The organism is Paenibacillus tyrphae, from assembly GCF_024158745.1.
Classification (GTDB): Bacteria; Bacillota; Bacilli; order Paenibacillales; family NBRC-103111; genus Paenibacillus_G; species Paenibacillus_G tyrfis_A.
In genome coordinates, this window is sequence record NZ_JAMZAW010000026.1 from 85,336 (window position 1) to 103,747 (window position 18,412).

Here is an 18,412-nt window from a genome sequence, read left to right on the forward strand (position 1 = left end):
CTATGCCGAACGATAAAGTATTTTTGAAGCTGAAGGGAAAAATAGTAAAACTATGGTTAATAGCAATAGCTTTGTTTGTTCTCGTGCTCGTTGCCGGTTGTGCAGGACAAAATCATCAGAATGCTCCTGCAGAAAGCGTGCAGCCTGCCGGAAAAAATGACGGGCCAAGCCAACAAAATTCGGTATCCCCAACAATGCCAGCGACGCCTCCAGCATCGGCAGCAACCCCGGCACAGAAAACCGGAACAGCGTCGGAGGCAACGCCTGAACTAACGAATGATGCGGCCATTAAACTTATGGATGAGGCTCGGGACAGAAACTACAAGCTGCTGCAAAAAGGCGGTCCTTGCGATGATTTCAACTATATTAATGACGATGATGGCGGATATGCTTTTATTTGCGATGAGCTGAATTCCAAAGAAAAAATTCAAAAGTACTTGGAGGAAGTCTTCACTTCCCCTATCGCCGACACGATTATTGATCAGCTAGATCTACGGAAAATGGACAATAAACTGGCTTTTAGCCCTAAGGATTGGGGCTCTATGTATGACTGGAGCAGTATTAAGGTATCAAAGGCCACAAAAGACGGAAATAAAGTGACGTTTCTTTTTAAAGTGGGATTGCTTGATGCTTCGGTTGAAGCGAAGACTATCGAAATAACGTTTAAATATATCGATAAGTCGGGCTGGAGAGTCGATACGGAGCCGCAACATTTTTTGTAATGGGAAGAGGCTCGCATCAACGCTTTCACCGAGTAGGAGAGGAGGATCTTCTTGGAGCGTCCGCTGCAATGGATGGTCGTCATGGCCATCCTTTCCATGCTAACCGCATGTACGGGAAATATGGATTCGAAATCTCCCGAAAGTTTAAAAGTCGCCGCGAAGACTGAAAGTCCAAAAGTGGAAAGTATTAACAAGGGTGGAGGCGTCCCGAAAGATAGCCCCCGGGAAGCCTCGAAGGAAATCATTGCGTGTCAAAAAGCATTGGAGAGTCGGGGTCAGTTTTCCATCCAAGACGGAACGGTTGATTATCAAGCAGGAGTACGTATTTTTCCTTTGTTAAATTTCATCATGACCAAACAATCCATTCCCGCCAAGCATCCGGAGCAGTCGGTATTTATGAAGGATAATCCAATATTTGTTACCCGCAATGACAAGTATGCAAATACCCTCGTATTTGCAACGATTCATTCGCAAAGAACAGGTGTATTGCATGGGGTAAACGGATTTCCGGATAATGAAGTAACCCGTTATTATGAGCCTATGGTATTTGGGGAGAAGACCGGTTTTACACCACAGGTACCTGTAACGGATGCAGGTCCATTGAACAAAGCGGTTGAAGTTAACAGAGAAACGTGGGGGAATGAACTCGGAGAACTCACAAAGCCTTGTAACGACTCATTGATCTTGCCGCCAACGAAAAAAGCCACACCATTTTTTAAATACAACGGCAAAATATATCCTTATTCAAAGGAAATCGATTTTGTGGCAGGGGTTGAAGGTGTAGGATTTGGTTTGGCGGAGTATGGAAACAGATATCCCGAGGGAAAGAAAATCCAAATACCGATTCTCCTCTATTGCCCCAATTGCAGCATAGAAAACGTGGTTATGATTCAAGACGGTGTTGAATTAACATTCAACAAAGATCAGTGTAACGACGATTGGCAAAAGTGGCTTGGCAAGGAATGGCATGCATTTACATCCGAAGAAATTGATTTTGACGAAGAAGTGTTTGCCAAGGCGGATTTCGCTAACATTCACTCGAAGCTACCGCCTTTTATTAGCCAAAACCCGTCTATAATTCGGGTGACGATTAACGGGGAACAGGTTGAGTTTGTGAATCATTGAATTCCGAACACTTCCTTATACACGAGGTAAAGCATGCATAGACCTGAAACGGCAAGATTCTTATTATTTTTCATGCTGATTCTGATTTTACTGGCGAGGTCGAGGTAACAGGCGCCTTCAAACATTACCCTTTGGAGCGGGAATATTTAGGCGGTGAGATCGTATTTCAAGTGGAAGAAAATCAAAACTTCCCTGAAATAAAAATCAGGAATACACCTGAAGAGATTAGAGCTGACGAATGGATTGTTTTGTCATTGGACGAGGAAACGAAGCGGAAGTTCGGCCCTCCCGGTTCAGAAGGAAAAGCGACTTTAGCAGTTTCAAATTACAAAATACAATACGGCCCCATGGAGATATCGGATCATACACAGCTAAATCAAGTCGTCAATATTAAAATAAATAACGAAACGGCAGTAAAGGAATCTTCCAAAAGAACGCCAAAAATCAAATGGCTCCGTTTTGATTCAGAGGGATACCCTTCCGAACGAGCATTAATAAAGAAAGAATATGAAACGGAAATAAAAGAAATTGAGCGTGGGGACTACGGTAATGTGAATGAGTTGGGGATTGCTATTGCACTGGAAGATTTGAATGGCGATGGGAAGGACGAAGTCGTCGTAGCGCTTTTTCATCCTTATTTTAGCGGTTACCGTGCAAATTGCTTACTGCAAATTTATACCATGAAGGATGAAAAGCTTGATCAACAATTTCCTTTAAGCAATGCCAATCTGATTGTAGGTGAGCAAGGCGATCAGCAAGAGGTAGGCGTTATCGATAATCCTGAACTTCAATGGAAAGATATTGTGGTCAACCGGAATTTATGGAGATGGGACGGAGAGAAATACGAATGATCAAACGGAGAGGACGGAAACTGTGATGTGCAAAAATGTGATCGATGAGAATTTGCCCCATTTCAAGTATCATCCCAACGCTTACCGGCTCGAGCTGTTCCAGCAAGGTCCTGCACGTTGTTGTACGGTTTGCAACCGGGACACGAATTATGTTTATTCTGGGCCGTTTTATTGCATCGATGACGTAGACGCGATCTGCCCATGGTGTATTTATGATGGGCAGGCCGCCCAAAAGTTTAACGGTACTTTTCACGGAGCGGTCGAGTATAACAGCGGCTTGTTGTCGATCGTCTTTAATGATGATACGAATCAATATATGTATTTTATGGGCAATGAACAAGTTGAGCCTATCCATGACCGGTCGTTGCACGAGCTGCTATTTCGGACGCCGAGTTATTCATCCTGGCAGGAGCCTCAGTGGTTGAGGCATTGTGACGATTTTTGCGCGTTTATCGGGTATTTGGACCAAGACAAATGGATAGACCTCAAGGAAGAGCTGCAAGAGGAAGTGGTGCGGTTGCAAGAGAGTTGCGGGTTATCGCTGAATCAGCTCGCTGACGATATTGGTCTTTATCTATTTCAATGTCCCACCTGCGGAAAGTACAGGCTGCATGCCGACTACTCGTAGCGATTCCGCCGCTTTCCTCTTTCTTTTTCCCCGCCGGCGTGGCATACTCCAAATATACCCAATTCATTAGACGAATTTATCCCCCTGTTGTGAAAATCAAACCCTGCCGTCCGCGGCGGGGCGCGTACTATAATCGAGATTGGATAACTGGCGGTTCCCGAAGGAGGGGTACGGATGATAAACAAACGGCGGCCGCTCCAATTGGCCTCGCTGCTGGTATGTTCGGGCTTTGTCGCCGGGTGCGGTAAGATCCAGGTGCCGGCCCCTGCGGGAGGCGATCAAGCCAGCGGCATAAGGCAGGCGAAGCCATTCACGATCTCGCTGCGGCATACCCAGGTCCGTGACGATGCCAGGCTCAAGCTGAAGCTGCTGGAAGATGTGGCCAAAAGGATGGAAGCCGCCGTCCCCGGGCTGACGGTGGAGCTGGAGGGTATCGAAGACAAGGTGAACCGATTCGAGAAGCTTCCGGCAGAGATGGCCGCGGGCTCGGCGCCTAAAATATTCGACCTGTTCGGCGGGTCGGATACGCAGAAGTATGTCAAAGCCGGACGGTTGCTGGATTTGACCCCGATTCTGGAGGAGATGAAGCTCAAGGACCGCTTTTTCGATTTGGACGAGTTCACGGTTGACGGTAAAATTTACGGACTGCCGACGGCGTCCTTCGTGGAAGGCGTGTACTACAATAAGAAGATATTTAAGGAGCTGGGGGTAGACGTACCCAAAACATGGGAGGAGCTCATCGCCATCGCGGAGAAGGCGAAGGCCAACGGCATTACGCCGTTTGCGCTTGCTGCGGCGGACGGCTGGGTGATCAATATGCTGATGAACACGCTTTGGGTGCGTACGGCCGGACCCGATTCCGTCCAAGGCTTCGTCAGCGGATCGCGCAAATGGACCGATCCCGACGTGCTTGACGGCTTCAAGCGCTACGAGCTGTTCGTCAAAAGAGGCTACTTCCAGGAAGGCAGCCTCGGTCTTAAATATGCGGAGCAGCAGTACAAATTCCGCGCGGGCAACGCGGCGATGCTGTTCGATGGAAGCTGGGCGAGCGGGGCGATTGCCGATCCCCAGTGGTCGAAGATCGCGAACGATGTCGGCTTCTTCAACTTTCCAGATACCGGAGGGAAAGGCGACGGCTGGATTAACGGCAGCTACTCGAACGGCTACGGCTTCGCCGCGAACCTCAGCGAACAGGAGAAGGAAGCCGTCAAAGCGTTCATCCGCATTATGTACAGCGACGAAATGCAGCGGCGTCAATTGAAAGAAAACGGCGTCCTGCCCGCCATGAAGCTGATCGACCAGTCGGGGTTTTATCCGATTGTGGACGAAATCATGCAGACGACCCGGTTCAAGCAGTTTCCGGCGTTCGATGCGGTCGTTCAGGCCAAAGTCCGCGAAGCGCTCGAAACCGGCATGCAGGAGTTTGTCGGCGGCAAGCTGACGGCGGAGCAGGTGGTGGAGAAGCTTCAGCGGGTGCAGGAAGCCGCTAACAAAGAAGCGAAGAGATGATGCGGTTCGCCGGAAGAGCGGCAGCATAGCGGCGAACCCTTCGGCATAAGAAAGGAACGACAGGCATTTGATGAATCTTCGGAAAAAAGTGTTTTTGGGGTTCATGGCGTTTATCGTGGCGCCGCTGTTCGTGCTCGGAACGATCACGTATTTGCTGTCGCAAAGCATCATCCAGCAAAACTATGCGGAGCAGTCCGAATTTACGCTGAAGGCCGTCGGCCGCAATATTACGTACGTGCTGAAGGAAGCGAACTATTTCTCTCAAGCGTCGATGCAGCGGGAAGACATCCAGCGGATGCTCGGAGCCAAAGACGACGTCGACGCCGTCACTTTGACCGAATACGACCGTTTGCTGCAGCGAACGTTTCTTTCCTATACTCCGGCTTATTCGGTGACGCTGTACGATTTTGAACGGCAATCGTTCAGTCAGGGGAAAATCGGCTACAGGCCGCTTTCTTTCGCCGAGCTTGCGAAGCTGCCCGTGTTCGGCGAAGTGATGGCGTTGAATGGCGTACCCCGCTGGATCGGTCCACACGAATTCGAGAATTGGACCGGCAATAAGTCGCTATTTACGATGATCCGCGTGATCAACGACACGTATACGCTCGACAACCGCGGGATTTTGCTGCAGCAGTTTCAATTCAGCGAGCTGAACCGCATTTTCAACTATTTCGGCACCAGCCACAGCAACGGCATCCGGTTCATGATCGTCAATCAGGACGGACTGATCATGGTGGACAACAAGGATAAGCTTTCGGGGCAAACGCTTTCGTCGCACATCGACGGCTCGATCCATCTGGGCGGGGAATACGAGAGCGGCAAAATGAAATTCGACGGCGTGGAAAGCATCGTCTCGGTGCATCATCTGGATTTGGACGAATTCGGCAAAATGAATTGGAGCGTCGTCTCCGTCACGCCTTGGGCGTATTTGTCCGGACGCTCGATGCAAGTGATCCAATGGATCGGCGCGATTACCATCTTATCCTTGCTCAGCGCCCTGCTGTTCAACATGCTGTTCGTCGGGCGCATAATCCGCTTTATTTTGTACATTGTGAACTCCATGAAAAAGGTGGAGATCGGCGATCTCGGCATCCGCGTCGAAGCAAATAGCAAGGACGAGACCAGCGCGCTCGCCCGCGGCTTCAACAGCTTGGTCGAGCGGATCAGCATGCTGCTAGAGGACGTGAAGCGGGAGCAGGAGCGGAAAAACAAAGCGGAGCTTATGCTGATGCAGGCGCAGATCAAGCCGCATTTTCTGTTCAATACGCTGGAATCGATCAATGCGCTTGCGGCGCAAAACGAAGGTCGCAAGGTGAGCCGGATGGTGCAGCGGCTCGGGACGATTTTGCGCGTTAGCTTTTACCATAAAGAGGAAATTCCGTTGTCGATGGAAATCGATCATGTGCGCAATTATTTGGAAATCCAGAAATACCGTTTCGAAGATTTGTTCGAATACGAGATCGACGTGCCGCCTGCATTGTTCTCGACTCCGATTCTGAAGCTGACGCTGCAGCCGCTGCTGGAGAACAGCATTCAGCACGGCTTCGAAGGGATGGAGAGCAGCGCAGGAGACGGCGATTCTGACCGGCAAAAGGGCTTCTTGTGGATTGCCGCGGAAGAGACGGAGGACGCTGTCGTGCTGTGGGTACAGGACAACGGAGCCGGAATTCCGAACGACGTGCTGCTTCGTCTGCATGGAACGCCGGGGAGCAGGTCCAGCGACTTGGCGGAAGCGGGAGCCCCGATGCCGGAGGAGCGGGTCGGGCTTGGCATCCCGAACGTGGCGGACCGCCTGCGCATCCATTACGGCAGCCGCTACGGCATGATGATTTGCAGCCGGCCGGGCTTCGGCACGGTCATTCGCTGCACGATACCAAAACGAACAACCGGGTGATCGCGATGAAAATCAAAGCCATGCTGGTGGACGACGAAATCAATATCGTCCGCAATCTGGAGAAGGTCATTCCCTGGGAAGCGATGAACATCGAGCTGATCGGCACGGCGGCCAACGGGGCCAAAGCGCTCGATCTGGCCCGCGAAGGGAAGCCGGATCTCATTTTGTCGGATATCCGCATGCCGGTTATGGACGGCATCGAGCTGCTGCGGCAGCTGAGAGAGTCCGGCTACGAGGGCGAAATTATTATGCTGACAGGCTTCCAGGAATTCGACTACGCCCGTTCCGCTGTCAAGTATGGCGCGCGCGACTATATCCTGAAGCCGATCGATTACGAAGAGCTGCAGTTGGTTATCGAGCGGACGGCCGCAGGCATTCGCGAAATCAAGGTCAACGAGCTGAAGGAAACGGCCAAATGGCGGGAGCTGTCCGAGCTGGCTTACGAAAAAATTTTGCTCGATCTGCTGATGGACTATACGTCGTTTCCCTTGCACCGGCTTCGCGAAGAGGGGGACCGCTCTTGGCTCGACCAGCGCTATTGGATGCTGCTCGTCGATCTGGACGATTATTCGCAGATCGCGCGCCAGGACGAACGTGAGCGCAAGCTGGTGCATTTTGCCGTGCGCAACGTGCTGCAGGACGCGCTCAGCTCGGAGCTTGCCGAATACGCGGTGCTGCTGACGCGGGAAGGGGAATGGTGCGTGCTTATTCCGCTTCCGGTGACAGGACCGCCGGCGGAAGCGATGGCGGTCTCCGTTACCGCCACGGAGCGGCTGAGGGCATGGTCGGAGCAGGTGCAGCAAGCGGTGGAGCGGTACGTCAAACTGTCCGTCAGCGTCGGGGTATACCCGTCGCCGCTTGCGGCGGAAGAGCTGGCGGACGCGTACCGCAAAGTGCAGCGTGGCCTCCAGCTGTCGCTGGAGAACCGGCATATTCTGTTTCACGAGCAAACGGCCGGAGCGGATGCGACGGGAAGCTCGTTCTGGGGCTTGGCCGACGGTCTCGCCACCGGATTGACGCAGGGAGACTCCGCCAAGATCGAGCAGACGCTTGAGGAGCTCGGCCGCAGCATCAAGGAAGCCGGCGGCCACAATTCGATGCGGGCCGAGCAGATGCTGCATTTCCTGTGCCTGCATTTGCTGCGGGAAATGCGTTCGGTCGGGCTGCTCGGAAGCTCGCAGGAGCAGACCGTATGGGCCAAACTGGAGGATAGCTTAAACGTGAAGGAACTTGTCGAATGCGTACACCTGCTTATCCGGGAATGCCAGCAGGTGAGCACGGGCCGGCGCAAATCGCCCGAGCTGCTGATGGCTTCCGCCCGGGAGTATATTCAGAAGCATGTGGCCCGCGATCTGGGCGTAGAGGAGCTGGCTCAGCATCTGGGAATCAGCAACAGCTATTTCAGCCTGCTGTTCAAGCAGCATCATCAGGAGACGTTCCTCGAATACTTGACGCGCGAACGGATGGAGCTGGCCAAATCGCTGCTCCTCCACAGCGACAAGAGCGTTACCCAAATCGGCAAGCTGGCGGGCTACGCGGAGCGGCGGTATTTTACTAAAGTATTTCACAAATATGAGGGGATGACCCCTACCGAGTTCCGGGAACGGGCCAAGCCGGGCGTGGCGGAGCTTGAGACAGAGGAGGAAGTTGCAGATGGTGTCTAAAGGAATCGGGGAGCTGACGCTCAGGCAAAAAATCGGTCAAATGCTGATGTGCGGCTTCCACGGCACGGAGCCGTCGGAAGATATTGAACGTCTGATCCGGGAGGAGCATCTCGGCGGAATCATTTATTTTCGCCGCAATCTGACGGAGCCGGCTCAAGTAGCGAAGCTGTCGGCATCGCTGCAGCAGCTGGCCCTGGCCCATGGAGGCGTGCCGCTTCTGATCGCGATCGATCAGGAGGGCGGGATGGTGATGCGCATCGATCAGGGAGTGACGCCGATTCCCGGCAGTATGGCGCTGGGTGCGACCGGCGATGCCGAGGCGGCTTATGAAGCGGCGAAGGTAACGGGCAGCGAGCTGAAGGCGATGGGCATCAATATGAACTTTGCGCCGTGTCTCGATATTAACAACAATCCGCTGAACCCGGTCATCGGCGTTCGTTCATACGGCGGGGATGCGGAGACGGTCGGCCGTCTCGGCACGGCGGCCGTGCGGGGCTATCAAGAAGCGGGCATCGCCGCGACGGTGAAGCACTTTCCCGGCCACGGCGATACGGGCGAGGATTCGCATACGGCGCTGCCGGTCGTGCCGCATCCGCGGGAGCGGTTGGACCGGCTGGAACTGGCGCCGTTCCGCCGGGCGGCCGAGCTTGGCGTCGATGCGGTGATGACCGCGCACGTGCTGTTCCCGGCCGTAGAGCCGGAGCGGCTGCCGGCGACGCTGTCGTCCCGCGTTATCGACGGGCTGCTGCGGCAGGAGCTCGGGTACGACGGGGTCGTCGTCACCGACTGCTTGGAGATGAACGCGATTGCCGAGCATTACGGCATTGCCGAAGGCGCGGTGATGGCCGTGGAGGCGGGAGCGGATCTCGTGCTGGTCAGCCACCGGATCGAGCGGCAGCAGACGGCGCTGGACGCGCTCGTGCAGGCGGTGGAGAGCGGCCGCATCCGCGAGGAGCGGATCGACCGCTCGGTGGAGCGCCTGCTGGCGCTCAAGAGCCGCGTCGCGTCGGCAGCAGTCGCGGGTACGGCGCTGGCGCCGGGCGCGAGCCTGGCGACCGAGGCGTCTCAGCGGCTGGCGGAGCGCATTGCCGAGCGCAGCGTGACACTGCTGCGGGGCGAAGCCGGGCTGCCGCTTGACCCGGCGAAGCCGGTGCTCGTCGTCTGGCCGGAGGTGCGGGTCGGCACCGAGGTCGACGAGGTATTGGCCCGCCGCGATACGGCAGGCTACTGGCTGGCGCAGCTGAATTACCAGGTGCGCGAGGAGCGGGTCGGTGTGGAGCCGACGGCGGAGGAGCAGGCACGCGTGGTCGAGCTTTCCCGTAACGCGGAGCAGATCGTGCTGGTGACCTACAATGCCTCGTTTTCGCCGGGGCAGGTGGAGCTTGCCAAAGCGCTCGCGGCGCTGCCGAAGGCGAAGCTGGTCGTCGCTGCGGCACGCAATCCGTTCGATATCAGCGTCATGCCCGATGGGGTAAAAATCTACCTTGCGTGCTACGAGAATACGCCGTTTGCGATGAAGGCGCTGGCCCGCGTACTGGCCGGCGAGCTAGCCGCTCAAGGCAAGCTGCCGGCGCCGCTGGAAGCGTCCGAAGGGTAAACTTAAAGCTATTCCTCCAAGGAGAAATGGGGGAATAGCTTTTTTCTTTGCGGCCGAAAGCCTGAACAGGCTACTTCAACCGTAGGGTCATGAGAAAAGTAACCAGCAGAATGAAGCAGCCGGCAAGGAAAGGCAATACTGCATTCACATCGAACAGCAGCCCTGCCAAAGATGGTCCGAGAATATTGCCGAGACTGATGTACGCATTGTTCATTCCGGCTGCAGCTCCCTGTTCGTTACCCGCCATCTTGGATATTCGGGTATTCAGGGCAGGACGCAGCAAGGACATGGCAAAGAAAATGCAGGACGTAACCAGAAAAATCGTCCAAAAGCTTCGAACCAGCAGAAGAACCGCAAAAGCGAAAGAGGTGAAAAGAAGAGACGCTTGGATGACCCGTTTTTCACCGAGCGCTTTGATCACTCTGGCGACCAGCAATGCCTGCATCCCGACCCCGATTACGGCACCCGCCGTCAAAATGACGGAGATGGCTTGGGGCGTGAATTGAAACCGGTTCGTGACGTATAGGCCGAACACGGATTCGAAACTAGCCAGCCCGAACGTCATGAGAAAAACGATAATATACAGGGCCGCATATTTGGATTTCAGCGAGTCGGCGTACTGTCCGAGCATCGATAGCTTGGTAGCTCCCTTGGCCCGCGCAGCGATCATGTCTTCTTTCGATAAAGGCTCCGGCAAACACACAAGCGAAATGACTACCGCCAGCACGGCAGCTCCAGCCGCCGCATAAAGCGGCACTCTTAACCCGTAGCCTGCGAGAAGTCCTCCAAGCCCGGGACCAATGACAAAGCCTAGGGACATAGCCGCGCCCAGCATCCCGTTTCCTTTGGCCCGTTCCTCCGTCGTTGTAATATCGGCCACGTACGCCATCATCGGAGGGACAAGCAAGGCCGCCGCCACACCTTCCAGAAGCCGCGAAAAATACAGCATCCACAGCTCGCTGCCGATAGCGAAAATGATTTTGGCTATGGCGAATACGGCGACTCCCGTTAGGATGAGCAATTTCCTTCCGTATTGATCGGACAGTTTTCCCGTTATGGGAGACAATACAAATTGCGTGATGCCATACGCGGCCACCAGGAAGCCGATCGTTTGGCCGCTTGCGCCAAAGTCGTTGATGAGCGCCGGCAAAATGGGCGTGACCAAACCGACGCCGAGCATGACGATGAACATGTTGATCATCAAGAGGGGCATTATTTTTTTAGGATGGATTTGCGACATAGAGATCTCCTTAGCGTGCCCGTGCCGAAGCCGGGGATTTTACGAAAACAGGTGAGTGGCCGAGGTTGGAATAGAAAAAGCCTCCTATCCAGTTTCCGGATAGGAGGCGTACATGCGAACACAAATCAAAGTACACGGCTTCGTCGGCAAAGCAAAGCCATGTTCTTCATTTGTATATATAAAAAAGCCCGCACGAATCCTATTCAGAAAGCTCGTAATGATTACGATCATTTCTTTTTGGCATAGGATTAGTGGATCATTGGCTTTCGGTCACCCTTTAAGCGTGTATTGCTTTTACCTTAGCATAGCGGAACCGGGACTCCAAGGCCCTGAAATGATTATAACTAATTTTTACAAAAAAACAACGTCCGGCCCCCTCTCTATGGAGGTTCCGAACGTTGTTTTTATACCGGCTAGTTTACTGTTACGACAATAGTCGTTTTCTTGCTCGCATAGCCAACAGTGATGGTGGAGCGTCCTTTTCCGGTCGCTTTAATCAGTCCGTCTTTCACGTCGGCTACCCGAATGTTGGTGGAGCTCCAAAGTCCGGATACGGTCACGTCCAGATCCGAGCCGTCCATAAAGGTCGCTATCGCTTTGACATTCAGCGTTTCGCCCGGCTTCATGTTCGCAGTAACGACATCCGTCTTCAAATATTTGAGACGGTCGATGTCGACCGGGATCGAGACGCTCTTGCCATTGAAGGTGGCGGAGATGGAAGCACTGCCGGAGGCGATTGCTTTCACCAGACCGTTCTCCACCTCGAGCAATTTGTAGTTGGTGGATTTCCACTGGGCTTGCGACGAGACGTCTTTTGTCGTGCCGTCCGCCATCGTAGCCGTTAACTCAATCTGGAAGGTACCTCCCGTTTTCATCGGAATATAGCGCTTGTTCGGCACCAGGTCCGTTACAGAACCGATCTCGACCGGGATCGTTACGGTTTTTCCGCCGAATTTTGCCGTGATGGTCGTCTTGCCGCGGGCTAAGGAGGTCACGACCCCTTTCTCAACCTGCGCGATCGTCGGGCTCACCGAGGTCCATTCTGCCGTGCCTTCCACATCCTCCGATTTGCCGTTGACATCGATGGAAGTCAGCTTGATCGTGCGGGTTTCGCCCAAGTCCATCTGGATGGAAGCCGGGCTCGCTTTCAGCGTGCTGGCCATATCGACTTGTACGGTAATCGTCACCGTCTTCGCATCGACTTTCGCGGTGATCGTCGTTTCACCCGAAGCGAGTGCTTTGATCGTGCCTTCGCTGACCGAAGCGACCGCCGGATTGGAGCTTGTCCATTCCGCATCCTGCGCTACGTTGTTTGTCTTGCCGTCCGTATACGTCGCGTCCAATTTGATCGTCCGGGTGTCGCCTTTTTTCAGAACCAGGCTCGTTGCGTCGGCGGTCAACGTTTTCAATACGCCGACGGACACTTGGATGGTCGTCGAGCGGTTGCCGAACTTCGCGGTGATCGTGGCTGTACCCGTTCCGATCCCCGTAATCATCCCGCCGCGCACTTCGGCGATTTGGTCGTTCGAGGACGTCCACTCGGCTTTTTTCTCCAAGCCGTCTTCATTTACGCCGTCCGGATAAACGGCTTTCAGCGTAATTTGCTCCGAATCTCCGATTTGGAAATTCACTTTCTTCTTGCTCGGTACGAGTACGTTAGGAATATCGACCAGCACTTTGGCGGTTACGGTTTTCTCGCCGTATTGGGCTGTGATCGTCGCTTCGCCCGCTTTCACGGCGGTTACTTTGCCGTTAATGACGCTGGCGATCGTTTCCTTGTCGGAGGACCACTTCGCTTGGCTGGTCACATCTTCGCTACTGCCGTCGGCATAAGTGGCGTCGAGCGTGAGCTGCTCCGATTTACCCGAGTTCAAGGTAATCGTGTCTTTGCTCAGCTCCAGGCGGCGGGGCACGTCTACGTCAACAACGGCGGTTACGGTTTTCTCGCCGTATTTGGCTTTGACGGTCGCTTCGCCCGTTTTGTTGGCACTGATTTTGCCTTTGACGACATAGACGATCGTATCGTCGGAGGACGACCACTCTGCGCGATCGGTAATATCTTCCGTATTTCCGTTCGGATAGGTGGCGGTCAATTTCAACTGCTCGGTCGTGCTTTTCTTCATAAGAAGGTTTTGCTTGCTCAGGTCTAGCTTGATGGCGTTGTCGACGTCCACTTTAATCTTGGCCGTTTTTGTGCCATAGGTGGCGGTAATGTTCGCCTGTCCCGGACCGTAGCCGGTAATTTTGCCTTTGAGCGCATCGGCGACATCCGCGTTATCGGATGTCCAGTCGGCGCTTTCCGTCACATCTTCCGTCGTTCCGTCGGGATAGGTGGCGAGCAGCCGGATCGTTTCCGATTGGTTCAGCAGCAGCGAAACCCGGGATTTGTCGGCATCGACGCGTTTGACCACTTCGACGGTCAGCGGAATCGATACCGATTGATTGCCGAACTTCGCCGTAATGGTGCCGGAGCCGGAGCCTTGGGAGGTCACCTTTCCGTTAAAGAGTGTGGCGATGGTGCTGTTGTCGATGGTCCATTCCGCTTTCGCGGTCACATCTTCCGACGCGCCGTCGTCGTAATAAGCTTTCAGGGTAATCTGCTCCGATTGCCCTTTGCGCAGATCGATTTTTTGCTTGTCTTTGATGAGCGATTTGACCCGTTTGGTAACTTTTACTTTGACGGGAACTTGCTCCGTCATATATTTGGCCGTAATGATCACGTCGCCTTCCGCTTTGGCCGTAATGACACCGGCGTACACCGAGGCGATGTTCGGGTCTTCGGAATTCCATTCGGTTTTGATCGTTACCGTTTCCGTCTTTCCGTTGTCGTAAATTGCAGTGGCTGTCAGGTTGACGGTGCTGCCCACGTCCAGCGAAACTTCATTTTTGTTCAAAACCAGTTTCGTGATGACATCCGCAGCCGATGCGCTCATGACGCCAAAACTGCATGTGCTCAAGATGACTGTAAGCAACAACAAGAACACTTTTTGCATTCTAAAGCGCAAGCTTTTTCACTCCTGTTCCGTTTGTATTCGTCTGGTCAGACAATGGTACATATATCGGCATATTGAGCCAAAATCTTTAGGGTTTTGTTGGATAATGTTGCCTTATTCCTTGTTCGCTTGCGATTCAGGGGATTATTTCCCGGAAAATGACGCATCGTACCGAACAGGGAGGGACATTTCTGCGGACACGAAAAAGCCGTACCGATTCGTCTTCGGCACGGCTTATCTACATATACAGCGTATCAATGGGAGTCCGTTTGCGGCTCCTCCTTCGGCACCAGCTTGAAAATTTCCCCGGATTCGAACGTATCGATCAAGCGTCCGAGCCATAAGTAGTAGCGGATCGCTTCCTCCAGCTTGCGGGTGTCGGTGGCGACGATGGTTTGCAGCGCTTCGTTGTCCGGGTCGTTCTCCGCAAGCCGCTTCAGCTCGGCCGCAGATTTGCGCAGCGCCTGCACGTTCATCTCGATGGATTTCTGCCATTTAATGACGAAAAAATCCGCGAACGTCTGGTACCAATCCGGCTCGACCTCGTACAAATCTTTCCGCGTGCCTTTTTCCCATACTTTATGCACCATTTTGAGGTCCGTCAGCGTACGTACGCCCGTGCTCATGCTCGTCTTGCTCATGCCCATCTCTTCGCCCATTTCATCAAGCGTCATAGGCTTATCCTGAAAAAACATCATGCCGTACAAATGGCCGGTGGAAAGGGTGACGCCATATAAATCCATATTTTTTCCGATGGATTCGATTACGCGTTTACGGGCTTTTTGAACGATGCCAGCTTGTTCCTCCGTCATCCCAACCCAGTTGTTCATAATTAATTATGCCTCCTGCGGATGCTGCCGCCGGTAGAAGCCGTTCCGCGGCAGAATGCTTTGCCTAAAATAAATATTCTCATTGTATTGTATTGAACATGCATTTGAAAGTAAAGCTACTAGCAAGAAAGGAATTCGGAGGAAATGGGAGTATTCTGTACGATACGTTTGTAAAGTTTTTTCTGTACGTACGAAACAAACTTATTTCGCTTTTGACCCGCAGGCCTACGCACCTGTAAACTTAAGAGCATCGAAAGAATGGGGGGATACGGCTTTGATCGAAGTAAAGCATTTGACCAAAATTTTCGGTCAGCATCCGGAAAAGGCGCTTGAGCTTCTTAACCAAGGCTGGAGCAAGAAGCGTATCTTTGCGGAGACGAAACAGACCGTGGGCGTGAACCGCGCGAGCTTTACGGTTAAAGAAGGAGAAATTTTCGTCATTATGGGGCTGTCCGGCAGCGGTAAATCGACCCTGATCCGGCTGCTGAACCGGCTGATTGAACCGACGGACGGAAGCATCCTGTTTCGCGGTGAAAATATCGTAGAGATGAATGAGGAGCGGCTGCGCGAATTCCGCCGGACGGCGATGAGCATGGTGTTTCAAAAGTTCGCGCTGTTTCCGCATAAGACGGTTGTGCAGAATGTCGAGTTCGGGCTGGAGGTGCAAAAGGTGCCGGCCAAAATCCGCAGGGAAAAAGCGCGCGAAGCGCTTGCCCTGGTCGGACTGGAGGAATGGGCGGATCAATATCCGGACCAACTGAGCGGCGGGATGCAGCAGCGCGTCGGCCTGGCCCGGGCGCTCGCCAACTCGCCGCAGGTCCTCCTGATGGACGAAGCATTCAGCGCGCTTGACCCGCTGATCCGCAAGGACATGCAGGAAGAATTGCGCGAGCTGCAGGAAAAGCTGAAGAAGACGATCATTTTCATCACGCATGATTTGAACGAAGCGCTGAGGATCGGGGATCGGATCGCGCTGATGAAAGACGGCTCCATCGTCCAGATCGGCACGCCTGAGGAGATTATGATCACTCCGGCCAACGAATATGTGGAGAAATTTATCGAAGATGTCGATCTGTCCCGGGTATTGAACGCCTCGCACGTGATGCGCCGGCCGGAGACGATCGTGTACGATCGCGGGGGGCCGCGCGTAGCGCTAGAACTGATGCGGGAGAACGGCATCTCTAACTTGTTCGTCGTAGACAGCGCCAAGCGGTTGATCGGCGTGTTGACGGCCGAAGACGCGGCCCGGGCGATCCGGGAGCACCTGACGCTTGATGCGATCATCATTTCCGAGGTGCCGACGGTGTCGCCTAATACGCTGCTGAGCGACCTGTTCGATACCGTCAGCACAAGCCGGGTGCCGGTGGCTGTTACGTCCGAGAACGGGCGGCTGCTCGGCGTCATTATTCGCGGAGCGGTGCTCGGTGCATTGGCCGGCAACCACGACCGGGTTCGAGAGGCGGTGACCACGGATGGGTCCTAAGCTTCCGATTGCCGAATGGGTCGAAGGAATCGTCGACTGGCTCGGCGCCACCTTCGAGTGGCTGTTCGGTTTCATTTCTTCCTTAATCGAAGGAACGGTAAATTTGTTTTCGCTGTTGTTTCATTTTCCGCCTGCGCTGGTGCTCATCGTATTGGTTGCTTTCCTGGCTTACCGTGCGGCAGGGCTCATGCTCGGCATTTTTAGCCTGCTTGGCATGCTGCTGATTGCCAACCTCGGGTTCTGGGACCATACGATGGACACGCTCGCGCTCGTGATGACCTCGGCTTTCCTCTCGGTCATCGTCGGCCTACCGCTCGGCATCTGGTCTGCGAGAAACAAGACGGTGCAGAATACGTTAACGCCGCTGCTTGATTTCATGCAGACGATGCCGGCCTTCGTTTATTTGATCCCGGCGGTTACCTTTTTCGGCCTCGGCGTTGTGCCCGGCGTCATCGCTTCCGTTATTTTCGCGGTACCTCCGACGATCCGGCTGACGAACCTCGGCATCCGCCAAGTGCCGTTTGACCTGATCGAGGCGGCCGACGCTTTCGGGACGACGCCCGGACAGAAGCTGTGGAAGGTCCAGTTCCCGCTGGCGCTGCCTACGCTGATGGCCGGCATCAACCAAACGATCATGCTCTCGCTGTCGATGGTCGTCATCGCTTCGATGATCGGCGCTCAAGGGCTCGGGGCGGACGTGTATCGCGCCGTTACCCAGCTTAAGACGGGCGAAGGCTTTGAAGCGGGGCTTGCCGTCGTCATTCTGGCGATTGTGCTCGACCGGCTGACGCAGCATGCGATTAAGATGAAACCCAAAGGAGAGAAGAAGCATTGAAAAAACGAAACCGGAATCTGCTGTGGATGACGTTGTGTTTGCTCGGGACCGCTCTGCTAGCCGTTGGGTGTGGGGCCAAGAGCTCCGGCACCTCGGCGTTTGTGGGGGATCAAGTCAAATATGAAATTATCGGCATCGACCCCGGCGCGGGAATTATGAAGGCAACAAGCCAGGCGCTTAAAGATTATGGCTTGACCGACTGGAAGCTTGTGGAAGGCTCTAGCACGGCGATGACCGCGGCGCTGGACAGAGCGTATAAAGCGAAGAAGCCGATCATTATTACCGGTTGGACGCCGCACTGGATGTTCGCCAAATACGACCTCAAATATTTGCAGGACCCGAAGGGCGTTTACGGGGCGGACGAGGAGATTCATACGATCGCAAAAACAGGGCTTAAAACGGCCGAGCCGTCCGCCTATGCGGTGCTCGACAAGTTCGAATGGACTGCGGCTGACATGGAGAAAGTGATGGGGGCGGTCATGGACGGCAAGAAGCCGGAAGCCGCCGCGGCCGATTGGGTGAAAGAGAACGCCGCCAAGGTGGACGGCTGGGTGAAGGACGTGCCGAAGGCCGAAGGCCGGAAGCTGAAGCTCGCCTACGTCGCCTGGGATTCGGAGATCGCCAGCACGAACGTCGTCAAGCAGGTGCTCGAATCGCGCCTCGGCTACAAGGTGGACATGCTGCAGGTGGAAGCGGGCCCGATGTGGGCCGGTGTCGCCGGCGGAGACGTCGACGCGATCGTTGCCGCTTGGATGCCGACGACACATAAGGACTATTACGAGAAGTTCAAAGGCAAATTCGAGGACCTCGGCCCGAACCTGAAAGGGACCAAGATCGGTCTGGTCGTCCCGAAGTATATGGAGATCAATTCGATCGAAGATTTGAAGAAGAAGTAAAGGTGAGGCGAAGCAGACCGGACGAACGTATGACGTTCTCCGGTCTTTTTATCGTTAAGGCTGAGAAGACTCCCTCTTCGATAAGGGGGAGATGAATCAGCGTCTCTTGTGTATGTATGCGAACATATGTGCTATAATTATCGTA

14 protein-coding genes are annotated in these 18,412 nt (G+C 54.1%); 11 read left to right on the plus strand and 3 right to left on the minus strand.

Annotated features, from left to right (window positions below; all coding sequences use genetic code 11):
* The first annotated feature begins 2 nt into the window (after positions 1–2).
* The 8 genes from NI000_RS30000 (at position 3) to nagZ (ending at position 9,990) form a co-directional block, all read left to right on the plus strand.
* Positions 3–722 carry a DL-endopeptidase inhibitor IseA family protein gene (locus NI000_RS30000; RefSeq protein WP_253415029.1) on the plus strand — a complete coding sequence of 240 codons (720 nt, stop codon included), beginning with the start codon at positions 3–5 and terminating at the stop codon, positions 720–722.
* A 51-nt stretch (positions 723–773) separates the two neighbouring features.
* Positions 774–1,847, plus strand: a complete 1,074-nt coding sequence (locus tag NI000_RS30005) for a hypothetical protein (RefSeq protein WP_253415030.1) — start codon at positions 774–776, stop codon at positions 1,845–1,847.
* 131 nt (positions 1,848–1,978) lie between these two features.
* Entirely contained in the window at positions 1,979–2,698 is a 720-nt protein-coding gene (locus tag NI000_RS30010) for an FG-GAP repeat protein (protein ID WP_253415031.1), read from the plus strand.
* 25 nt (positions 2,699–2,723) lie between these two features.
* Entirely contained in the window at positions 2,724–3,326 is a 603-nt protein-coding gene (locus NI000_RS30015; RefSeq protein WP_253415032.1) for a CbrC family protein, read from the plus strand.
* A 174-nt stretch (positions 3,327–3,500) separates the two neighbouring features.
* Positions 3,501–4,835 carry an extracellular solute-binding protein gene (locus tag NI000_RS30020; RefSeq protein ID WP_253415033.1) on the plus strand — a complete coding sequence of 445 codons (1,335 nt, stop codon included), beginning with the start codon at positions 3,501–3,503 and terminating at the stop codon, positions 4,833–4,835.
* 70 nt (positions 4,836–4,905) lie between these two features.
* Positions 4,906–6,729 (plus strand): cache domain-containing sensor histidine kinase, encoded by a 1,824-nt coding sequence (locus NI000_RS30025; protein WP_253415034.1) that lies wholly within the window; start codon positions 4,906–4,908, stop codon positions 6,727–6,729.
* Positions 6,730–6,749: 20 nt separating this feature from the next.
* Positions 6,750–8,393: a response regulator transcription factor gene (locus tag NI000_RS30030; RefSeq protein WP_253415045.1), complete on the plus strand. Its 1,644-nt coding sequence runs from the start codon at positions 6,750–6,752 to the stop codon at positions 8,391–8,393.
* Complete coding sequence (gene nagZ / locus NI000_RS30035) at positions 8,383–9,990, plus strand: beta-N-acetylhexosaminidase (protein WP_253415035.1); 1,608 nt, start codon at positions 8,383–8,385, stop codon at positions 9,988–9,990. Before NI000_RS30030 ends, nagZ begins: the two co-directional genes overlap by 11 nt.
* A 70-nt stretch (positions 9,991–10,060) precedes the next feature.
* Here nagZ and NI000_RS30040 read toward each other — a convergent pair whose 3' ends face one another.
* From NI000_RS30040 to NI000_RS30050, 3 genes are all read right to left on the minus strand, one after another.
* Entirely contained in the window at positions 10,061–11,230 is a 1,170-nt protein-coding gene (locus NI000_RS30040; RefSeq protein WP_253415036.1) for an MFS transporter, read from the minus strand.
* A gap of 413 nt (positions 11,231–11,643) precedes the next feature.
* On the minus strand, positions 11,644–14,223 hold the full coding sequence (locus tag NI000_RS30045; RefSeq protein ID WP_253415037.1) for an Ig-like domain-containing protein: 2,580 nt from the start codon (positions 14,221–14,223) through the stop codon (positions 11,644–11,646).
* Between the two features lie 254 nt (positions 14,224–14,477).
* The gene (locus tag NI000_RS30050) at positions 14,478–15,053 is read right to left on the minus strand and encodes a GbsR/MarR family transcriptional regulator (RefSeq protein WP_253415038.1); all 576 of its coding nucleotides are present in this window, start codon (positions 15,051–15,053) and stop codon (positions 14,478–14,480) included.
* Between the two features lie 274 nt (positions 15,054–15,327).
* Here NI000_RS30050 and NI000_RS30055 point away from each other — a divergent pair, with 274 nt between their 5' ends.
* Genes NI000_RS30055 through NI000_RS30065 form a run of 3 tightly spaced genes read left to right on the plus strand, consistent with a single transcriptional unit; the run spans position 15,328 to position 18,267 of the window.
* Positions 15,328–16,536 carry a quaternary amine ABC transporter ATP-binding protein gene (locus NI000_RS30055; protein ID WP_054977662.1) on the plus strand — a complete coding sequence of 403 codons (1,209 nt, stop codon included), beginning with the start codon at positions 15,328–15,330 and terminating at the stop codon, positions 16,534–16,536.
* Positions 16,526–17,371: an ABC transporter permease gene (locus NI000_RS30060; protein WP_253415039.1), complete on the plus strand. Its 846-nt coding sequence runs from the start codon at positions 16,526–16,528 to the stop codon at positions 17,369–17,371. The genes NI000_RS30055 and NI000_RS30060 overlap by 11 nt, the downstream gene beginning before the upstream one ends.
* 26 nt (positions 17,372–17,397) lie before the next feature.
* On the plus strand, positions 17,398–18,267 hold the full coding sequence (locus NI000_RS30065; protein WP_253415046.1) for a glycine betaine ABC transporter substrate-binding protein: 870 nt from the start codon (positions 17,398–17,400) through the stop codon (positions 18,265–18,267).
* Positions 18,268–18,412 lie beyond the last annotated feature (145 nt).